The sequence below is a fragment of the Cellulosimicrobium cellulans genome, from assembly GCF_024124905.1.
Taxonomy (GTDB): domain Bacteria; phylum Actinomycetota; class Actinomycetes; order Actinomycetales; family Cellulomonadaceae; genus Cellulosimicrobium; species Cellulosimicrobium cellulans_G.
In genome coordinates, this window is record NZ_JAMXST010000002.1 from 360,240 (window position 1) to 378,728 (window position 18,489).

Here is an 18,489-nt window from a genome sequence, read left to right on the forward strand (position 1 = left end):
GGTACGGCGTCGGTGCTCGGGGCTGCCGCGCCGTCACCTCGGTCTGTCAGGCGTGGGTCTGAGGAGCGCGGCTCTGACGCCCCTTCGCATCCGACGCCGCACCCGCCGCTCGGCAGTCGTCGTACGGTTCGTCGGTGGTCGCCGCCGTACCGGGGCGACCACACGACCGCGCGACCAGGGCGCCGTCAGGACTCGTCGGGGACGGCGACGTGGACGCGGACGCGGCCCGGGTCGAGCGGGGCGAGGTCGTCGGGGTCGAGCGGGCTCCACGTCGAGTCGTCGCGAGACCACCGGCGGTCCGCGACCTCGACGGCGACGACGTTCGTCGCGTCCGCGGTAGCGACGGCCCACTGTGCGACGGCCCATGCCGCACGGTCGAGACCGCCGTCCTCGGCCGCGGTGGGCAGACCCGAGGCGTCGACCTTGAGCGTGCTCCCGTCGCCGCCGTCGAAGGGCTCGACGCGGGCGCCGTCGCCGAGGTCGCGGGCCAGGCGGTCCTCGAACGGCTGCGTGGCGGCGCCGTCGGTCGGGAGCTCGGTCGTGGCCACGGGGCCCAGGTCGCACGTGAGGGACGTGGGGGACCAGCCGGTGAGCGCGGAGGCCCAGGCGCGCGACCGGGGCTCGTGCTGCGCGTAGGCGTCGGGGAACGCGGAGCGCTGGACGGTCTGCGCGGCGACCGTGACCTCCATGCCCTCGTAGCCCTCGACCGTCTCGAGCACGTCGTAGAACGCGTTGGTCGAGTACACGGGGTCCATGATCTGCTCGACGCTGCCCCAGCCCTGGGACGGGCGCTGCTGGAACAGGCCGACGGAGTCGCGGTCGCCGTAGTCGATGTTGACGAGGCGGGACTCCTGGAGCGCGGTCGCGAGCCCGATCGTCGCGGCGCGGGCGGGGAGGCCGCGGCGCACGGCCGTGCCCGCCACGAGCGCGGCGTTGTCCGCCTGCGTGACGGACAGGTACCAGGTACGGCCGTCGGCGGTGGCCGCGCACCGCTCGGCGACGGGCGTCTCGTCGTCGAGCCGGTTGAGGGCGACGACGACGCCGCCCACCCCGACCGCGGCCACCGTGAGGAGGGTGACCGCGGCGCGGAGCGGGCGGCGCCGGCGGCGCGCCCGACCGACGTCCGGGAGGTCCCGGGGACGGGATGGTCGGGTCGCGGTCATGCGGGGCGCCGTCGTGCTCGTCGGCGGGTCAGTTGGCGTGCAGCGCGGCGTTGAGCTCGACGCCGGCGCCGGTGCGGGACACGGCCTCGACACCACCGGTCAGCGAGTTGCGGCGGAACAGGATGCCGGAGCGACCGGAGAGCTCGCGCGCCTTGACGACGAGCGGCTCGCCCGTGGCGTCGGTCTGCCCGACGACGGTCACCTTGGTCCCCGCGGTGACGTACAGGCCGGACTCGACGACGCAGTCGTCGCCCAGGGGGATGCCCAGACCCGCGTTGGCGCCGAGGAGCGAGCGCTGCCCGACGGAGATGACCTCGCGACCGCCCCCGGAGAGGGTGCCCATGATCGACGCGCCGCCCCCGACGTCGGAGCCGTCGCCGACGACGACGCCGGCCGAGATGCGACCCTCGACCATCGACGTGCCGAGCGTCCCGGCGTTGAAGTTGACGAAGCCCTCGTGCATGACGGTGGTGCCCGGGGCGAGGTGCGCGCCGAGGCGGACACGGTCGGCGTCGGCGATGCGGACGCCGGCGGGGACGACGTAGTCGACCATGCGCGGGAACTTGTCCACGCCGTACACGGTCACCGGCTGGCCGGTCGCGCGCAGGCGGAGGCGCGTCTCCTCGAAGCCGTCGACGGCGCAGGCGCCGTGGTTGGTCCACACGACGTTCGTGAGGACGCCGAAGAGGCCGTCGAGGTTCTGGCCGTGCGGGGCGACGAGGCGGTGGGAGAGCAGGTGGAGTCGCAGGTACGCGTCGGCGGTGTCGGCGGGGGCGGCGTCGAGGTCGATCTCGGTCCGGACCACGACCACGTCCACGCCGCGCAGCTCGTCGCGCTCGGCGAGCGCGTCGAGCGAGGCGGGGACGGTCGTGTCCGCCGGTGCGGCGCCGAGCGCCGGGGCCGGGTACCAGACGTCGAGGGTCGTGCCGTCGTCGGTGACGGTCGCCAGGCCGTAGCCCCACGCCGTACGCGGCTCGGACGCGGCCGCCGAGGGGGCGGTCGCGGGGGTCGCAGAAGTCATGCGCCCCACCCTATCCGCCGCCGGTAGGGTGCTGGCGTGACCTCTCCCACCACCGGTACCACGCCCGTGCTCGACCTCCGCGGCGATCTCGTCGCGCTCTTCCGCGCGGTGTGCGACACCCCGTCGGTGAGCGGCGACGAGCGCGGGCTCGCGGACGCGGTCGAGGCGGCGCTGCGTGCGTACCCGCACATGGAGGTCGTGCGCGACGGCGACACGGTCGTCGCGCGGACGTCTCTCGGCCGGGAGCGGCGCGTCGTCGTCGCGGGCCACCTCGACACCGTGCCGCTCACGGACCCGCCGAACCTCCCGACGCGCGTCGTCGGCGAGGGCCTGCGCGCGGAGGTCTGGGGCCGGGGGACCGTCGACATGAAGGGCGGGGTAGCCGTCGCCCTGGCGCTCGCGGCCGAGCTCGACGCCCCGGCGCAGGACGTGACGTGGGTGTTCTACGACAACGAGGAGGTCGCGTCCCACCTCAACGGGCTCGGGCGCCTCGCGCGGAACCGCCCCGACCTGCTCGTGGCCGACTTCGCCGTCCTGGGCGAGCCGACCTCGGCGGGCCTCGAGGGCGGGTGCAACGGGACCCTGCGGGTCGACGTGCGGGTGCCGGGCGTGACGGCGCACTCGGCGCGCGCGTGGACGGGTTCCAACGCGATCCACGCCGCGCACGAGGTGCTCGACCGTCTGGCGGCGTACGTGCCGCAGGAGATCGAGGTCGACGGCCTCGTGTACCGCGAGGGCATGAACGCCGTGGGGATCCGCGGAGGGATCGCGGGCAACGTGATCCCGGACGAGTGCGTGGTCACCGTGAACTTCCGGTTCGCGCCGTCGCGCACCGTCGCCGCGGCGGAGCAGCACGTGCGCGAGCTGTTCGACGGCTTCGAGGTCGTGCTCACGGACGCCGCCCCGGGCGCGCGCCCGGGGCTGGACGACCCGCTCGCGGCGGACTTCGCCGCCGCGGTGCTGGGCGTCACCGGCGGCGCGCCGGCGCCGAAGTACGGCTGGACCGACGTCGCGCGCTTCGCCGAGCTGGGCGTCCCGGCGGTGAACTTCGGGCCCGGCGACCCGCTGCTCGCGCACAAGGACGACGAGCGCTGCCCGGTCGGCGAGCTCGCGCTGTGCCGCGACGCGCTGCGTGCGTGGCTCACGGCCGCCCCCGCGGCATAGGCTCGTGACCATGAGCGACACGGTGCGTGACCAGGGTTCCGACGACGGCCTGCCCCAGGCGGGGACGGGGTACCGCAAGGGGCCGGTCCTGCTGCGCGGGGACCAGATCCCGCGCCAGACGACGGACCAGCGCCTCCTCGACACGGGGGGCAGCGCGGACTGGGTCCACTCCGACCCGTGGCGCGTGATGCGGATCCAGAGCGAGTTCGTCGAGGGCTTCGGCGCGCTGGCCGAGGTCGGCCCGGCCGTGTCCGTGTTCGGGTCGGCCCGGACCAAGCCGGACCACCCGGACTACGCGCTCGCCGAGGACGTCGGCCGTCGCCTCGTCGACGAGGGCTTTGCCGTCATCACGGGCGGCGGCCCGGGCATCATGGAGGCGGCCAACAAGGGCGCGTCCGAGGCGGGCGGGCTCTCGATCGGCCTCGGCATCGAGCTCCCGTTCGAGCAGGGCATGAACCGGTACGTCAACCTCGGCGTGAACTTCCGCTACTTCTTCGCCCGCAAGACGATGTTCGTCAAGTACGCGCAGGGCTTCGTCGTCCTGCCCGGGGGCTTCGGCACGTTCGACGAGCTGTTCGAGGCGCTCACGCTCGTCCAGACGCACAAGATCACCGAGTTCCCGGTGGCGCTCGTCGGCACGGACTACTGGAGCGGTCTGCTCGAGTGGGCCCGCACGGCGGTCGCGGGACGCGGCATGATCAGCGCGCACGACCTCGACCTCGTCCACCTGTGCGACGACCCGGCCGAGGCCGTCGAGTACGTCTGCGACCGCGGCGCCGAGCTGCGCGCCGAGGAGCTCGAGGCGACCGAGGAGCTCGCCCGGGCGCAGGCCGGCGACGCGAGCTGACGGTCGCGGCGCGATGACGTCACCTGGCTCGGCCGCGCCCACCGGGCCGGGGTCCGTGCGCCGCGACGACGGTCCTCTGTCCCTGCCGCCGCTCGGTGTGCCGCCTCGCGGCACGTCGCTCGTCCTGCGCGGGCGGACCCTCGCCCGGCCCGCGGTGATGGCGATCCTCAACCGGACCGACGACTCGTTCTACGCGGGAGCGCGCCAGCTCGACGACCGCGCGGCCCTCGCCGCGGTCGAGCGCGCGGTGGTCGAGGGCGCGGAGATCCTCGACGTGGGCGGCGTCCGGGCCGGCGTGGGGCCCGAGGTGACGCCCGAGGAGGAGGCCCGGCGCGTCGTGCCGTTCGTCGCGCGGGTGCGTGCGGAGTTCCCGGACCTGCTCGTGAGCGTCGACACGTGGCGGGCCGAGGTGGCGCACGAGGCGGCGCTCGCGGGTGCCGACCTCATCAACGACACCTGGGCGGGTCACGACCCACGCCTGGTCGAGGTCGCGGGCGAGCACGGCGTCGGCGTCGTGTGCTCGCACACCGGGGGAGCGACGCCGCGCACCGACCCGTTCCGCGTCGCGTATCCCGCCCGGCCGGGAGCCGCCGACCCGCGCGACGGCGTCGTCCAGGACGTCGTGGCGACCCTCCGTGCGGCGGCGGAGCGCGCGGTCGCCTGCGGAGTCCCGCCGGCGTCGGTCCTCGTCGACCCCACGCACGACTTCGGCAAGAACACGTGGCACTCCCTGCACCTCCTGCGGCGGACCGAGGTCCTCTCGGGTCTCGGGTTCCCGTTGCTCATGGCCTTGTCCCGCAAGGACTTCGTCGGAGAGACGCTCGACCTGCCGGCCGACGAGCGGCTCGAGGGCACGCTCGCCGCGACGGCCGTCGCGGCGTGGCTCGGCGCGCGCGTCTTCCGCGCGCACGACGTGGCCGCGACCCGGCGCGTGCTGGACCTCGTCGCGGCGGTGCGCGACGAGGCGGCCCCGGCAGCCGCGCTGCGGGGCCTCGCGTGACCACGCCGCGCGCCGTGGTCGGCCCGGGCGGGAGCCCACGGCTGCTGCGTCCGGCCACCTGGCCGTGGTGGGCGCAGGTCCTCGCGGTGTTCGCCCTCGCGCGCGGGGTGAGCGCGGTGATCCTCCTCGTCGTCGCGAGGTCCCAGGAGGCGAACCCCTGGACGGACGCCGCGCCGTCGTACCTGCCGTACGTCGCGCGCATGTGGGACGCGAGCTGGTACGAGCAGATCTACGCGTCCGGCTACCCCGACACGCTCCCCGTGGGTCCCGACGGCGCCGTCGAGCAGAACGTCTGGGCGTTCTTCCCCCTGTTCCCGGCGCTCGTCCGCGCGCTCGACGCCGTGACCGGCCTCGGGTGGGACGTGCTCGCGCCCACAATCGCGCTCGTGTGCGGCGCCGGTGCCGTGCTCGTGATCCACCGCCTCGTCACGACGGCGGGCGCCGCGGCGGTCGAGCGCAGGCCGGGCCTGCCGCTGGCGACGGTCCTGCTCGTGAGCGTGTTCCCCTCCAGCCCCGTGCTCCAGGTCGCGTACACGGAGTCGCTCGCCCTGCTCCTCGTCGCCTCCGCGCTCCTGCTGCTGGCCCGGCGCCGCTACGGGTGGGCGGCGCTCGTGATCGGCCTCCTCGGCTTCTCGCGCGCCGTCGCGCTGCCCATGGCGGCCGTCGTCCTGTGGCACGGTCTCGTCCGGTGGCGCCGGGGCGACCTGCGCGCCCCCGACGCCGCGCGCCTCGGCGGGCTGCTCGCGGTCGCCGTGGCCAGCGGTCTCGTGTGGCCGTGGGCGTGCAGCGTCGTCACGGGCGTGCACCAGGGGTACTTCCGCACGCAGGAGGCGTGGCGCGGGGGCGCGGAGGTCGTGCCGTTCGTCCCGTGGGTCGACGTGTCGCGGTGGCTCCTGGGCGACGGCGGTCCGTGGGTCCTCGCCCTCGTGCTGCTCGCGACGGCCGCCCTCGTGCTCAACCCGGTCGCGGCGCGGCTCGGCCCGGAGATGCAGGCCTGGTCCGGTGCGTACCTCGCCTACCTGGTCGCGGCGATCCAGCCGGGCACGTCGCTGGTGCGGTTCCTGCTGCTCGCCTTCCCGCTCGCGGCGGTCACCGTCGGGTGGACACGGTCGCGCCTGTGGCTGGCCGCCGTGACCGTCGCCGGCGTCGCGGGCCAGGTGTGGTGGGTGTGGTCGCTCTGGCGGCTCGTCCCGCCGTCCGGCTGGCCGCCGTGACCCGGACGCCCGGGATGTCGGCACGGGTGAACTAGACTGTCCTCGGGCGTCGTCCGAGGTCGGACGCCCCTCCTCGCGCGCGCGGGGTGGACTCGGGACAACGGAAATGGAGTGCCATCGATGGCTGCGATGAAGCCGCGGACGGGTGACGGGCCGCTGGAGGTCACCAAGGAAGGGCGAGGCATCGTCATGCGGGTCCCGCTCGAGGGTGGCGGACGCCTGGTGGTCGAGCTCAACGCGACCGAGGCCAGCGAGCTGGGTGAGGCGCTCCAGGCCGTGGTGGGCTGATTGCCCGCACGTGAGCGCCGGGCGGCCCGTCTCCCCGGGCTGCCACGCGCGCTGCCCGAGGTGGTCGGCGCCCGGGGTGCCCTGAGCGACGCGGCGCTCCTCGACGACACGCAGGTCGACGCGGTCGTCGTGGCCGTCGCGCCTCCGCGCGAGGCCGAGGACGGTCTGCAACCGCGCGCGGGGACCGTCGACGCCACTGTGCGGTACGGCGTCGACCTGGCGGAGCTCGCCGAGCGCGCGGGCGGGCGTGCCTTCCGCGGCGCCTCCGGAGAGGTCGTGCGCGTCGACCTGCCGCGCGCGCACGCCGGGTCCGCGACGCGGCTCCCGTGGGTCGGCCTGCCTCCCCGGATCCTGCTGCTCGGGGTGGGGACCGGGACGACGACGGACCTCCGGCGCGCCGGCGCCGCGCTCGCTCGCGCGTCGCGCGGCCTGGAGCGCGTCGTCAGCGCCGCCACCGCCGACGCGGGCCCCGACGAGGTCCGGGCGTTCGTCGAGGGCTACCTGCTCGCCGCGTACGACCAGCCCCGCCAGAGCGGGTCACCACGGCCCGCGGCGGAGGCACCCGCGGAGCAGCTCGTCCTGCTCACGCCCGAGGACCGGCCCGACGTCACGACGCCGATCGAGGCCGCGCACCGCGCGGCGGCGGCGACCTGGCTGGTGCGCGACCTCGCCAACATCCCGTCCGACGTGAAGGACCCGGCGTGGTTCGCCGACCGCGCGGTCGAGCTGGCCGACGCGCTCGGGCTCGACACGACGGTCCGCGGCCCCGCCGAGCTCGGTGCCGAGGGCTTCGGGGCGACCCTGGCGGTCGGGGCGGGCTCCGCGCGCCCACCGCGCCTCGTGACGGTCACCTACGACCCCGCCGACCACGGCGTCCTCCCGGTGGAGGCGGGCTCCGCCGCGCGGCACGTCGTCGTCGTCGGCAAGGGCATCACGTACGACACGGGCGGGCTCTCCATCAAGCCGCGCGAGGCGATGGTGCCGATGAAGACCGACATGGCGGGCGCCGCCGTCGCCCTGGCGGTCGTGCTCGGCGCCGCGCGCGCACGCTCCGACCGGCGGGTCACCGCGGTGCTCCCGCTGGCCGAGAACCACGTGGGCGCCGCCTCGTACCGCCCGGGGGACGTCCTGCGCACCTGGTCGGGTCGGACGGTCGAGGTGGCGAACACCGACGCGGAGGGCCGGCTCGTCCTCGCCGACGCGATCGCGTACGCCGTGGCCGAGCTCGCGCCCGACGTGCTCGTCGACGTCGCGACCCTGACCGGAGCGGCGAGCCTCGGGCTCGGCCGCGGGCACGGCGCGCTGTTCGCCACGGACGACACCGTGGCCGGGGCGCTGGAGGACGCGGCGCTCGCCACCGGCGAGCGCGTGTGGCGGCTGCCGCTCGTCGAGGACTACGCGGGCGCCCTGCGCTCGGACGTCGCCGACCTCCGCCACGTCCCCGTCGAGAGCCCGGGCGGCGGGTCGATCACGGCCGCGCTGTTCCTGCGCGAGTTCGTCGGGGACGTGCCCTGGGCGCACCTCGACGTCGCCGGTCCGGCGCGGGCGACGGCCGACCGGCACGAGGTCGTCGCCGGGGCCACCGGGTACGGCGCGAGGCTCCTGCTCGAGGCGATCGACCGGCTCTGACCGTCGCCGGCGTCAGCGGCGCACGGCGAGCAGGAGGCCGTCGCCGCTCGGGAGCAGCGCCGGCAGGACGCGCTCGTCCGAGCGCAGCGACCGGCCCACCTCGCGGACGATCGTCGTCACCTCGTCGCGCCGCGCCGGGTCGGCGACCCGGTCGTGCGACAGCGCGCCGTCGACCGCGAGCACGCCGCCCGGGCGGAGCAGGCGCAGGCCCTGCTCGACGTACTCGGGATAGCTGTGCTTGTCCGCCCCCACGAGCACGAGGTCGTAGGCGCCGTCGGTGAGGCGGGGGAGGACCTCGCTCGCACGACCCGGGATGGTGCGGGTCCGTGCCGAGGGCACGCCCTCCTCCGCGAAGGCCTCCTTCGCGGCGCGCTGGTGCTCGACCTCGACGTCGATCGTCGTGAGCACGCCGTCCGCCGGCATGCCGCGCAGGAGCCAGAGCGACGCCACGCCGGTACCGGTGCCGATCTCGACCACCGCGCGGGCGGCCAGCGAGGCCGCGAGCACCTGGAGCACCGCCCCCACGCCGGGGAGGACCGTCGGGCAGCCGAGCTCGGCGGCGCGGTCGCGCGCACGCAGGAGGACCTCGTCCTCGGGGACGAACTCCTCGCTGTACACCCAGCTCGCCGCCTTGGCGCTGCGGTGGGTGCCGACGTCGCTGGTGATCGGTGCCTCCTGGTGGTCCGTCGTCCGCGCGTGCGGCCCGGGACGGGACGTCCCCGGCGGGTGCGCTGCCTCGGATCGTACCCGCCCCCTCCCACGGCGGCCCGCTCCCGCGCCGCGCGTGTGTGCACGGGCCGTGGACGTCGCGCGCACGTCCCGCGCGGGAGGGGGAACACCGGGAGGATGCCGGACGTTCTTCTGGGACGATGGACGACGTGGACGACGCACGACCAGGGACGAGCACGCACGGGACGCAGGACGGGAGCGCGTGGGTGCCGCCGTCGTGGGACCAGATCGTCCGCGAGCACTCGGCACGCGTCTACCGGCTCGCGTACCGCCTCACCGGCAACCGGCACGACGCCGAGGACCTCACGCAGGAGACGTTCGTCCGGGTGTTCCGCTCGCTGTCGAGCTACACGCCCGGCACGTTCGAGGGCTGGCTGCACCGGATCACGACGAACCTCTTCCTCGACCAGGTGCGGCGCAAGCAGCGGATCCGCATGGAGGCCATGGGCGACGACGACGGCCAGTACCCGGCCCGCTCCGAGGCCCAGCCGGAGCGCGGCTTCGAGCACGCCAACCTCGACCACGACGTGCAGCGCGCGCTCGACGCGCTCTCGCCCGAGTACCGGGCCGCCGTCGTGCTGCGCGACATCGAGGGCCTGTCCTACGAGGAGATCGCCGTGACGCTCGGGATCAAGCTCGGCACGGTCCGCTCCCGCATCCACCGCGCACGGTCCCAGCTCCGCGCCGCCCTCCCGCACCGCGACCCCGCGGACCGCCCGGCGTCGGACGACGTGCCGACGCCCGTGGTCGCCCGGGGGGTGGCGTGACGCACCTCGGCTCCCGCCTCTCCGCGCTCGTCGACGGGCAGCTCACGCCCGCCGAGGCGGAGCGTGCGCTCGAGCACGTGGCGTGCTGCCCGCGGTGCGCCGCCGAGCTGTCGGCGGCGCGCGCCGCGCGCCGGGCGCTGAGCTCCGCCGGGCCGGTCGAGCCCGCGCCCGACCTCGCGGCCCGTCTGCTCGCGCTGTCCGCCCAGATCCCCTCGACCGACGGCGACCCGCTGCGCTCCGCGCCCGTCGCAGGCGACCCCTGGACGCAGCCCGTCCCCCTCCCGCGCGGCGCCTGGAGCGGCGAGGTGCGCCGGGGGGCGGTGCGCCGACGGGTCGTCGGGCTGGTCGTGGGCGGTGTCGGCGTGGCCGCGATCGGCCTCTTCGCGCTCGGGGAGAGCCCGGTCGTCACCCCCGACCTCCATCGCAGCGACCCCCTCAACGTGCTGGCGCAGGCCGCGCCCCGGGCCACCGGGGCGCTCGTGGTGGGCGGGGCGCGCGCCTCGGACCGGTCCGCGGGCGGCGAGGCGTCCGACGGCGACGGCGCCGCGGCGCTCGCGGCGCTCGACGCCCAGGGCTGGACCTGCCCGACGGCGCTCCCGGCGGGCTTCAGCGTGGTCGACGTGCGGGACGACGCCGCGCGGGGCGTCGTCGAGATCGACCTCGAGGCGCCGGGCGGCGAGGCCGTCGTGCGCGAGCAGTCGGGTCTCCTGGACACCGCCGCGCTCGCGGGCGGGGAGACCTGGGACGTCGACGGCCGCCGGGTGCACGTGCTGTCCGAGGCGCCGTGGCACGTCGTCTGGCAGTCCGGCGACACGGTGATCGACGTCGTCGCCGACACCGAGCAGGAGACGGTCGCCGCCCTCGTGGCGGCCTTCCCGGCCCGTGACTACGATGCCGGGGTCCCGGCGCGCATCTCCCGGGGCTGGACGACCATGACAGGAGCGCTCGGCACCTCATGACCGACCCCCAGACGGGCCCTCAGCCCGGCCGTCAGACCGGCACCGAGCACCCCGGGGCGCCCGACGCCGCACGGAACCCGTTCGCGCCGCCGTCCGCGTACCGCAGCGTGCCGCCCGTCCCGCCGTCCGCGCCGGTCGGCCCCGGTCCGGTCCCGCCCCCGCCGGGCGCGGCCGTCCCGCCCCCGAGCGGGCCCCCGCCGGTCCCTGCTCCGGACGTCGCGCAGCCCGTCGCGCAGGATCCCGCGGACCCGTGGCAGACCCTGCGCTCGTTCGGCGAGCCCGAGCCGCCGTCGGCGCCGACGCGACCCGGCGGCTCGGTGGACCCGACGCTCGTCGGGGTGCCGCGGGGTCCCGCGTCGCCGTCGCCGGGGCGCGGGCTGCGACCCGCCGTGGTGGCGGGCGTCGCCGTGCTGGCGCTCGTCGCGGGAGCGCTCGGCGGCGTCGCCGCCGACCGGCTCCTCGGGCAGGACACGCCCGGGGCGTACTCGTCGGCCCTGCCGCCGGCGAGCGTCGAGCCGGGCGCCGACCGCCCTGCGGGCTCGGTGGCGGACATCGCGGCCACGGTGCTGCCGAGCGTTGTCTCGCTCCAGGTCCGCGGGTCCGACGGCGTCGCCACGGGGTCCGGCTTCGTCCTCCGCGAGGACGGGTACATCCTCACGAACAACCACGTGGTCGCGGGGGCCGCCGACGGCGGGGACGTCGTCGTGCTGTTCTCGGACGGGCACGAGAGCCCGGCCGAGCTGGTCGGCCGGACCGTCGACTACGACCTGGCCGTCGTGAAGGTCGACGACTCAGGTCTGACACCGCTCGCGCTCGGCGACTCCGACGCCGTCGTCGTCGGGGACCCCGTGGTCGCGGTCGGAGCTCCGCTCGGTCTCAACGGGACCGTCACCACGGGCATCATCAGCGCGCTCAACCGCCCGGTCCAGGCCGGCGCCGCGGCCGAGACGGCGTTCATCAACGCGATCCAGACCGACGCGGCGATCAACCCCGGCAACTCCGGAGGCCCGCTCGTCAACGGACGCGGCGAGGTCGTGGGCATCAACTCCGCCATCGCGCAGCCGCCGGGCAGCGCCTCGGCGACGGGGAGCATCGGTCTCGGCTTCGCCATCCCGTCCAACCAGGCGCGCCGGACCGCGGAGCAGCTCATCGCCGACGGCGTCGCGACCTACCCCGTGATCGGCGTGCTGCTCGACCAGCGGTACCAGGGCGAGGGCGTCCAGGTGTCGACCGACTCGCAGTCCGGGACGCCCGCGGTCACGCCCGACGGCCCGGCCGACGCCGCCGGGATCCGGCCCGGAGACGTGATCCTCTCGATCGACGGCCGGCCCGTCACCGAGTCGGACGAGCTCATCGTCGCGATCCGGGCGAAGGCCCCGGGAGACGCCGTGACGCTGCGGGTCCGCACGGGGGACCAGGAGCGCGACGTCCGCGTCGTCCTCGACGAGGCCACGAGCGAGTAGTCTGTCGGCGTGTTCGGGATCAACGGAGCCGAGTTCATCGTGCTCCTCGTCGTGGCGGTCGTCGTCATCGGTCCTGAGCGTCTGCCGCGCTACGCGGAACAGCTCGGGTCGTTCGTCCGCTCGGCCCGAGGGTATCTGCGGGACGCCAAGGCCCGCGTGGACGCCGAGATCGGGGACGAGATCGCGGACGTCGACTGGTCGAAGCTCGACCCCCGCCAGTACGACCCGCGCCGGATCGTGCGCGAGGCGCTCCTCGACGACGAGCCCGTGCGCGAGCGGGTCGCGCCGCCCCCGCCACCTGCCCCCTCGCCGGTGCCGCCGGGCAGCCCCGCACCGTTCGACGACGAGGCCACCTGAGGCCGTCGCCGACCGTCCGCGCGACGGGAGGCGATTCGTTCCGGCACGGCACCACCTGTCAGAATGGGGCAATGTCCATCGAGGCGACGCACACCGGTCCGGCACCGGTCCCGGAGACCGCGCAGGCGACCGGGAACCCGACCAGCACCCAGCCCCGGATCCTCTCCGGCATGCAGCCCACGGAGGACTCGCTGCAGCTCGGGAACTACATCGGCGCCCTGCGCCAGTGGGTCGCCCTCCAGGACTCCTACGACGCGCTGTACTGCGTCGTCGACCTCCACGCCCTGACGGTCAACCCCGACCCGGAGCGCCTGCGCGAGCGGACGCGTCGCACGGCGGCGCAGTACCTCGCCGGCGGCGTCGACCCGGAGCGGTCCGCGCTCTTCGTGCAGTCGCACGTGCCGCAGCACGCGGAGCTCTCCTGGGTCCTGTCCTGCCAGACGGGCTTCGGCGAGGCCGGCCGCATGACCCAGTTCAAGGACAAGTCCGCGAAGCAGGGCGCCGACGGCACGACCGTGGGGCTCTTCACCTACCCCGTCCTCATGGCGGCCGACATCCTGCTCTACGACGCCGCCCTCGTGCCGGTCGGGGAGGACCAGCGCCAGCACCTCGAGCTCACCCGTGACCTCGCCGAGCGGCTCAACGCCCGCTTCGGCGACGGGACGGCCGTCGTGCCGGAGGCGCACATCGTCCGCTCGGTGGCCAAGATCTACGACCTCCAGGAACCGACGGCGAAGATGAGCAAGTCCTCGTCGAACGGCAAGGGCGTCATCTGGCTCCTCGACGACCCGAAGGTCGCCGCGAAGCGGATCCGGTCCGCCGCGACGGACTCGGACTCCGAGATCCGGTACGACCCGGTCGCCAAGCCCGGCGTGTCCAACCTCCTCACCATCTACTCCGCGCTCACCGGCCGGGACGTCGAGGCGATCGCCGCCGAGTACGACGGCCAGGGGTACGGACGGCTCAAGGTCGACCTCGCCGACGTCGTGGTCGACTTCCTCGTGCCGTTCCAGGAGCGGGCCAACACCTACCTCGCGGACCCCGCCGAGCTCGACGCGGTGCTCGCACGCGGTGCCCAGAAGGCGCGCGAGATCGCTGCCGGGACGCTCGCGCGCATCTACGACCGCGTCGGCCTCCTGCCCGTCGGGGGGCCGACCGCGTGAACCTCCCGGAGCGTGGGCCGGACCAGGTACGGATCGGCATCGCGATCGAGGTGCCCGAGCCCTTCGCGACGCAGCTCCAGGACGCGCGCGCACGGTTCGGCGACCCGCTCGCGCGGTCGATCCCGCCGCACGTCACGCTCCTCGGGCCCACCGTGCTCGACCCGGCCGAGCTCGACGCGGCGCGCGCCCACCTCGCCGCCGTCGCCTCGACCGCGGCGCCGTTCCAGGTCCACCTGCGCGGCAGCGCGACGTTCCGGCCGATCTCGCCGGTCGTGTTCATCCAGGTGGTCGAGGGCATCGCCGAGTGCGAGCACCTCGAGAGCGCCATCCGCACCGGTCCGCTCGCCCAAGAGCTCCGGTTCAACTACCACCCGCACGTGACCGTCGCGCACGAGGTCCCGGACGCCGCGCTCGACGCCGCGTTCGAGGAGATGGCCACCTACGAGGCGCGGTTCGAGGTCGCCGGGTTCTCCCTCTACGAGCACGGCGACGACGGCGTGTGGCGCCCCGGACAGGTCTTCCCGCTCACCGCGGATGCCGGGACCGCGCCCTCCTCGTAGGGTTCGGGGCGTGACGCTGCCTCCCTCCGCCGCTCCCAGCGCCGTCCGGCGCACGAGGGAACGCGTGGAGGCGCTCGTCGAGTGGTGGAAGGACAGCCGTCCCGGGCGCGCGACCTACCGCTACCTGTACGCACGCGGTGCCCTGCTGTGCGGCGGCATCGCCTACTCGGCCCTGTTCTCCCTCTTCGCCGCGCTGACCATCGGCTACACCGTCTTCATGCAGGTCCTCGGCGGGAGCCAAGAGCTCATGGACGCCGTGTTCGGCGAGATCAACGAGCTCGTCCCCGGCCTCATCGCGGTCGACGGGGAGAAAGGCGTGATCGACCCGGACGACCTCCTCCTCCCGCCCGGCCTCAGCGTCACGAGCATCGTCGCCGGGGTCGTGCTGCTCTTCTCGGTCGTCTCCTTCTTGTACCACCTGCGCGGCGCCGTCCGGACGATGTTCGGCGTCAGCGACATCGGGCAGAGCCCCCTCCTCGCCCGCGCACGCGCCCTCCTCGGCTTCTTCCTCCTGGCGCTGAGCATGCTCGTCTCCGCCGTCGCGAGCATCGCCGTCTCCTCGATCGGCTACCAGCTCCTGGAGGCGCTCGGGCTCTCCGGAGGGCCCGCGATCCTCGTCACCGGCGCCGGGCTCGTGGTGAGCGTCCTGCTCGACGCGCTCGTCGTCGTCGTGGTGGTCACGCTGCTGGCCGGCGTCCACGTGCGCCGCCGCGACCTCCTCGTCGGGTCGCTCACCGCCGCCGTCGCGTTCGGCGTCCTGCGCTACCTCGGGTCGTCGTTCGTCGCGGGCAGCGCGAGCAGGAACGCGCTCCTCGCGTCGTTCGCCGTCCTCGTGACGCTCCTCATCCTGGTCAACTTCACCGCGCGCATCCTCCTCGCGGTGTGCGCCTGGATGGCGAACCCGCCCCGCCCGCCCGACCCGGAGCCCGACGGCCCCCGGCACGCCCGCGAGGGTCGCCCGGAGCTCCCCGTCGTCGACGGCACCCCCACGACCGACGCCCGGCACGCGCGCGTCGCCCGGCACGCGGCGTCCGCGGACGTCGGGGTCTCCGTCGTGGCCGTGTCGACGGAGGAGCGTCTCCGCGCCGGGCAAGGGTCCGGCCGACCCTGGAGCCCGATCGTCCGCGGTGTACGCCGCGCTCGCCTCCCGCGCGGCGCGTAGCGGTCGGCGTCTGCGCCGGGTACGCGGTCAGGGTTTCGTGCCTGCGGGGTCGGGTCCGCGGTGGCGGGCGGTTCCTGGTCGAGATGCGAGTAGTGGCCCCTGCGGGCCTCGTTCTCGGGGCGATTTCTCGCTTCTCGTCAGCACGCGTGCGGCTCGTGGTGGCGCGTGGCGTCGTCGGCCGTGGGGCGGGCCGAGTGCGACGGGTCGACGTGTCGGCGGGTCAGGGATCTGGCCTGGGTCTGGAGGCTCGGGGGAGCGCTGACAGGTGCGGGCACGGCTCGACCACGCGGACCGCGAAGCCCGTGCGGACGACGCAGGGCGCCGACCGTGGCGGTCGGCGCCCTGCGTGCGGGACGTGCGGGGGATCAGAAGGCGCGCGTGATCATCGCGCGCTTGACCTCCTGGATCGCCTTCGTGACCTCGATGCCGCGGGGGCAGGCCTCGGTGCAGTTGAAGGTCGTGCGGCAGCGCCACACGCCCTCCTTGTCGTTGAGGATCTCGAGGCGCTGCGTGGCGCCCTCGTCGCGGCTGTCGAAGATGAACCGGTGCGCGTTGACGATCGCGGCGGGGCCGAAGTACTGGCCGTCGGTCCAGAACACCGGGCACGACGACGTGCACGCCGCGCACAGGATGCACTTGGTGGTGTCGTCGAAGCGCTCGCGCTGCTCCGCGGACTGGAGGCGCTCCTTGCTGGGCTCGTTCCCGGACGTGATGAGGAACGGCATGATCTCGCGGTAGGACGCGAAGAACGGCTCCATGTCCACGACGAGGTCCTTGACCACGGGCAGGCCCTTGATGGGCTCGACCGTGATGGGCTTGTCGGGGTTGACGTCCTTGAGCAGCGTCTTGCACGCGAGACGGTTGCGGCCGTTGATGCGCATCGCGTCGGACCCGCACACCCCGTGCGCGCACGAGCGGCGGAACGTGAGCGAGCCGTCGTGCTCCCACTTGATCTTGTGGAGCGCGTCGAGCACGCGGTCGGTGCCGTGCGCGAGGACGGTGAACTCGTCCCAGTACGCCTCCTCGCCGTGCTCCGACTCGGGGGAGTAGCGGCGGACGCGGAGCGTGACCTCGAACGAGGGGATCTCTCCGGCCTTGGCCTCGGCGGCCGGGCTCTCGAGTGTGGCAGTCATCAGTACTTCCGCTCCATGGGCTCGTACCGGGTCTGGGTGACGGGCTTGGAGCCCAGGGCGACCTTGTAGCCGTCGAACTCCTCGACGTGGTCGAAGTAGCCGGCGACGTGCCCGTCGGCGACGTCGCTGGCCGAGGTGGGACGGCGGTACGCCATCGTGTGCAGCATGTAGTTGGCGTCGTCGCGGTCGGGGTAGTCCTCGCGGTAGTGACCGCCGCGCGACTCCTTGCGGTTGATCGCCGCGACGACGGTGACCTCGGCGATGTCGAGGAGGAACCCGAGCTCGATGGCCTCGAGCAGATCCGTGTTGAACAGCCGACCCTTGTCCTGGACCGAGACGTTCTTGTACCGCTTCTGCAGGTCGCGGATGTCCGCGAGGGCCTGGTTGAGCGACTCGCCGGTGCGGAACACCTGGGCGTTGGCGTCCATGGTCTCCTGGAGCGCCTTGCGGACGTCGGCGACGCGCTCGCCGTCGGGACGGTTGCGCATCTCCTCGAGCTGCGCGATCACGGCCGCGGCGGGGTTCTCCGGGAGCTCGGTGTAGGAGGCCGTCGCGGCGTACGCGGCGGCGGTGCGGCCCGCGCGCTTGCCGAAGACGTTGATGTCGAGCAGCGAGTTGGTCCCGAGGCGGTTCGAGCCGTGGACGCTCACGCACGCGACCTCGCCGGCGGCGTAGAGGCCCTTGACGACGTTGTGGCTGTCGCGCAGGACCTCGGCCTCGACGTTGGTCGGGATGCCGCCCATCGCGTAGTGCGCCGTCGGGTACACGGGCACGGGCTCGGTGTAGGGCTCGATGCCGAGGTACGTGCGGGCGAACTCGGTGATGTCGGGGAGCTTCGCGTCGATGTGCGCGGGCTCGAGGTGCGTGAGGTCGAGCAGGACGTAGTCCTTGTTCGGCCCGGCGCCGCGGCCCTCGCGGACCTCGTTCGCCATGGACCGGGCGACGATGTCGCGCGGCGCGAGGTCCTTGATGGTGGGGGCGTAGCGCTCCATGAAGCGTTCGCCGTCCGCGTTGCGCAGGATGCCGCCCTCGCCGCGGGCGGCCTCCGACAGGAGGATGCCGAGGCCAGCCAGGCCGGTCGGGTGGAACTGGAAGAACTCCATGTCCTCGAGCGGCAGGCCGCGACGGTACGCCAGCGCCATGCCGTCGCCCGTGAGCGTGTGCGCGTTGGACGTCGTCTTGAAGATCTTGCCCGCGCCACCGGTGGCGAAGATGATCGCCTTCGCCTGGAAGACGTGGATCTCGCCGGTCGCCAGGTCGTAGGCGACGACGCCGGTCGCGGTGACCGTCTCGCCGTCGGGGATCTCGCCCGTGGAGAGGTCGTGGTCGGTGATGAGGTCGAGCACGTAGAACTCGTTGAAGAACTCCACGTCCTGCTTGACGCACTGCTGGTAGAGCGTCTGGAGGATCATGTGGCCGGTGCGGTCCGCGGCGTAGCAGGAGCGGCGCACCGCGGCTTCGCCGTGGTTGCGGGTGTGCCCGCCGAACCGGCGCTGGTCGATGCGGCCCTCGGGCGTGCGGTTGAAGGGCAGGCCCATGCGCTCGAGGTCGAGGACCGCGTCGATGGCCTCCTTGGCCATGATCTCCGCGGCGTCCTGGTCGACGAGGTAGTCGCCGCCCTTGACCGTGTCGAACGTGTGCCACTCCCAGTTGTCCTCCTCCACGTTCGCGAGGGCGGCGCACATGCCGCCCTGCGCGGCGCCCGTGTGCGAGCGCGTGGGGTACAGCTTGGAGATGACGGCCGTGCGGACCTTGCCGGACGACTCCAGCGCCGCGCGCATCCCGGCGCCGCCTGCGCCGACGATGACGACGTCGTACTGATGGGTTTGCATCGGGGTCGATGCCTCCTGGGAGAGAGCCGGGTGGAGCG

18 protein-coding genes are annotated in these 18,489 nt (G+C 74.5%); 13 read left to right on the forward strand and 5 right to left on the reverse strand.

The genetic code is table 11. The features are described 5' to 3' along the window. Positions 1 to 185 precede the first annotated feature (185 nt). On the reverse strand, positions 186 to 1,163 hold the full coding sequence (locus NHH00_RS06590) for a hypothetical protein (protein ID WP_290444909.1): 978 nt from the start codon (positions 1,161 to 1,163) through the stop codon (positions 186 to 188). Positions 1,164 to 1,191: 28 nt separating this feature from the next. Continuing rightward, positions 1,192 to 2,184 (reverse strand): 2,3,4,5-tetrahydropyridine-2,6-dicarboxylate N-succinyltransferase, encoded by a 993-nt coding sequence (dapD, locus tag NHH00_RS06595; RefSeq protein ID WP_253051075.1) that lies wholly within the window; start codon positions 2,182 to 2,184, stop codon positions 1,192 to 1,194. A 36-nt stretch (positions 2,185 to 2,220) separates the two neighbouring features. On the opposite strand from dapD, the gene dapE reads away from it, so the two are divergent. The 6 genes from dapE to NHH00_RS06625 all read left to right on the forward strand — a co-directional run bounded on the left by dapE (position 2,221) and on the right by NHH00_RS06625 (position 8,326). Further along, a complete protein-coding gene (gene dapE / locus NHH00_RS06600; RefSeq protein WP_253051076.1) occupies positions 2,221 to 3,348 on the forward strand; it encodes a succinyl-diaminopimelate desuccinylase in 1,128 nt (375 codons plus the stop codon). Between the two features lie 10 nt (positions 3,349 to 3,358). Further along, complete coding sequence (locus NHH00_RS06605) at positions 3,359 to 4,195, forward strand: LOG family protein (RefSeq protein ID WP_047233518.1); 837 nt, start codon at positions 3,359 to 3,361, stop codon at positions 4,193 to 4,195. A gap of 13 nt (positions 4,196 to 4,208) precedes the next feature. Continuing rightward, on the forward strand, positions 4,209 to 5,195 hold the full coding sequence (gene folP / locus NHH00_RS06610) for a dihydropteroate synthase (RefSeq protein WP_253051077.1): 987 nt from the start codon (positions 4,209 to 4,211) through the stop codon (positions 5,193 to 5,195). Continuing rightward, positions 5,192 to 6,409, forward strand: coding sequence for a hypothetical protein (locus tag NHH00_RS06615; RefSeq protein ID WP_253051078.1), 1,218 nt, complete (start codon positions 5,192 to 5,194; stop codon positions 6,407 to 6,409). Before folP ends, NHH00_RS06615 begins: the two co-directional genes overlap by 4 nt. Positions 6,410 to 6,529: 120 nt before the next feature. Beyond that, positions 6,530 to 6,697, forward strand: coding sequence for a DUF3117 domain-containing protein (locus NHH00_RS06620; RefSeq protein ID WP_064506638.1), 168 nt, complete (start codon positions 6,530 to 6,532; stop codon positions 6,695 to 6,697). Then, on the forward strand, positions 6,698 to 8,326 hold the full coding sequence (locus NHH00_RS06625; protein ID WP_253051079.1) for a leucyl aminopeptidase family protein: 1,629 nt from the start codon (positions 6,698 to 6,700) through the stop codon (positions 8,324 to 8,326). A gap of 12 nt (positions 8,327 to 8,338) precedes the next feature. Here NHH00_RS06625 and NHH00_RS06630 read toward each other — a convergent pair whose 3' ends face one another. Continuing rightward, on the reverse strand, positions 8,339 to 8,944 hold the full coding sequence (locus NHH00_RS06630) for an O-methyltransferase (protein ID WP_269430019.1): 606 nt from the start codon (positions 8,942 to 8,944) through the stop codon (positions 8,339 to 8,341). A gap of 251 nt (positions 8,945 to 9,195) precedes the next feature. Here NHH00_RS06630 and sigE point away from each other — a divergent pair, with 251 nt between their 5' ends. The 7 genes from sigE (at position 9,196) to NHH00_RS06665 (ending at position 15,486) form a co-directional block, all read left to right on the forward strand. Next, complete coding sequence (sigE, locus tag NHH00_RS06635; RefSeq protein WP_374614473.1) at positions 9,196 to 9,822, forward strand: RNA polymerase sigma factor SigE; 627 nt, start codon at positions 9,196 to 9,198, stop codon at positions 9,820 to 9,822. Beyond that, positions 9,819 to 10,781 carry a zf-HC2 domain-containing protein gene (locus NHH00_RS06640; RefSeq protein WP_253051081.1) on the forward strand — a complete coding sequence of 321 codons (963 nt, stop codon included), beginning with the start codon at positions 9,819 to 9,821 and terminating at the stop codon, positions 10,779 to 10,781. The genes sigE and NHH00_RS06640 overlap by 4 nt, the downstream gene beginning before the upstream one ends. Beyond that, positions 10,778 to 12,244 carry a S1C family serine protease gene (locus tag NHH00_RS06645; protein ID WP_253051082.1) on the forward strand — a complete coding sequence of 489 codons (1,467 nt, stop codon included), beginning with the start codon at positions 10,778 to 10,780 and terminating at the stop codon, positions 12,242 to 12,244. The genes NHH00_RS06640 and NHH00_RS06645 overlap by 4 nt, the downstream gene beginning before the upstream one ends. Positions 12,245 to 12,253: 9 nt before the next feature. After that, a complete protein-coding gene (locus NHH00_RS06650; protein WP_253051083.1) occupies positions 12,254 to 12,601 on the forward strand; it encodes a twin-arginine translocase TatA/TatE family subunit in 348 nt (115 codons plus the stop codon). A gap of 71 nt (positions 12,602 to 12,672) precedes the next feature. Next, positions 12,673 to 13,764 (forward strand): tryptophan--tRNA ligase, encoded by a 1,092-nt coding sequence (gene trpS / locus NHH00_RS06655; RefSeq protein WP_290444915.1) that lies wholly within the window; start codon positions 12,673 to 12,675, stop codon positions 13,762 to 13,764. Then, on the forward strand, positions 13,761 to 14,324 hold the full coding sequence (locus NHH00_RS06660) for a 2'-5' RNA ligase family protein (protein WP_253051084.1): 564 nt from the start codon (positions 13,761 to 13,763) through the stop codon (positions 14,322 to 14,324). The genes trpS and NHH00_RS06660 overlap by 4 nt, the downstream gene beginning before the upstream one ends. Before the next feature lie 10 nt (positions 14,325 to 14,334). Further along, positions 14,335 to 15,486, forward strand: a complete 1,152-nt coding sequence (locus NHH00_RS06665) for a YihY/virulence factor BrkB family protein (protein WP_253051085.1) — start codon at positions 14,335 to 14,337, stop codon at positions 15,484 to 15,486. Between the two features lie 365 nt (positions 15,487 to 15,851). On the opposite strand, the gene NHH00_RS06670 is transcribed toward NHH00_RS06665, so the two are convergent. Further along, positions 15,852 to 16,619 (reverse strand): succinate dehydrogenase iron-sulfur subunit, encoded by a 768-nt coding sequence (locus NHH00_RS06670; RefSeq protein WP_253051086.1) that lies wholly within the window; start codon positions 16,617 to 16,619, stop codon positions 15,852 to 15,854. After that, positions 16,619 to 18,451, reverse strand: coding sequence for a succinate dehydrogenase flavoprotein subunit (sdhA, locus tag NHH00_RS06675; RefSeq protein ID WP_253051087.1), 1,833 nt, complete (start codon positions 18,449 to 18,451; stop codon positions 16,619 to 16,621). The genes NHH00_RS06670 and sdhA overlap by 1 nt, the downstream gene beginning before the upstream one ends. Positions 18,452 to 18,489 lie beyond the last annotated feature (38 nt).

Bases quoted from the DNA above. Each gene is read 5' to 3' on its own strand.
- NHH00_RS06590 (WP_290444909.1), bottom strand. From the start codon at position 1,163: ATGACCGCGACCCGACCATCCCGTCCCCGGGACCTCCCGGACGTCGGT.
- dapD (WP_253051075.1), bottom strand. From the start codon at position 2,184: ATGACTTCTGCGACCCCCGCGACCGCCCCCTCGGCGGCCGCGTCCGAG.
- NHH00_RS06605 (WP_047233518.1), top strand. From the start codon at position 3,359: ATGAGCGACACGGTGCGTGACCAGGGTTCCGACGACGGCCTGCCCCAG.
- folP (WP_253051077.1), top strand. From the start codon at position 4,209: ATGACGTCACCTGGCTCGGCCGCGCCCACCGGGCCGGGGTCCGTGCGC.
- NHH00_RS06620 (WP_064506638.1), top strand. From the start codon at position 6,530: ATGGCTGCGATGAAGCCGCGGACGGGTGACGGGCCGCTGGAGGTCACC.
- sigE (WP_374614473.1), top strand. From the start codon at position 9,196: ATGGACGACGTGGACGACGCACGACCAGGGACGAGCACGCACGGGACG.
- NHH00_RS06645 (WP_253051082.1), top strand. From the start codon at position 10,778: ATGACCGACCCCCAGACGGGCCCTCAGCCCGGCCGTCAGACCGGCACC.
- trpS (WP_290444915.1), top strand. From the start codon at position 12,673: ATGTCCATCGAGGCGACGCACACCGGTCCGGCACCGGTCCCGGAGACC.
- NHH00_RS06670 (WP_253051086.1), bottom strand. From the start codon at position 16,619: ATGACTGCCACACTCGAGAGCCCGGCCGCCGAGGCCAAGGCCGGAGAG.
- sdhA (WP_253051087.1), bottom strand. From the start codon at position 18,451: ATGCAAACCCATCAGTACGACGTCGTCATCGTCGGCGCAGGCGGCGCC.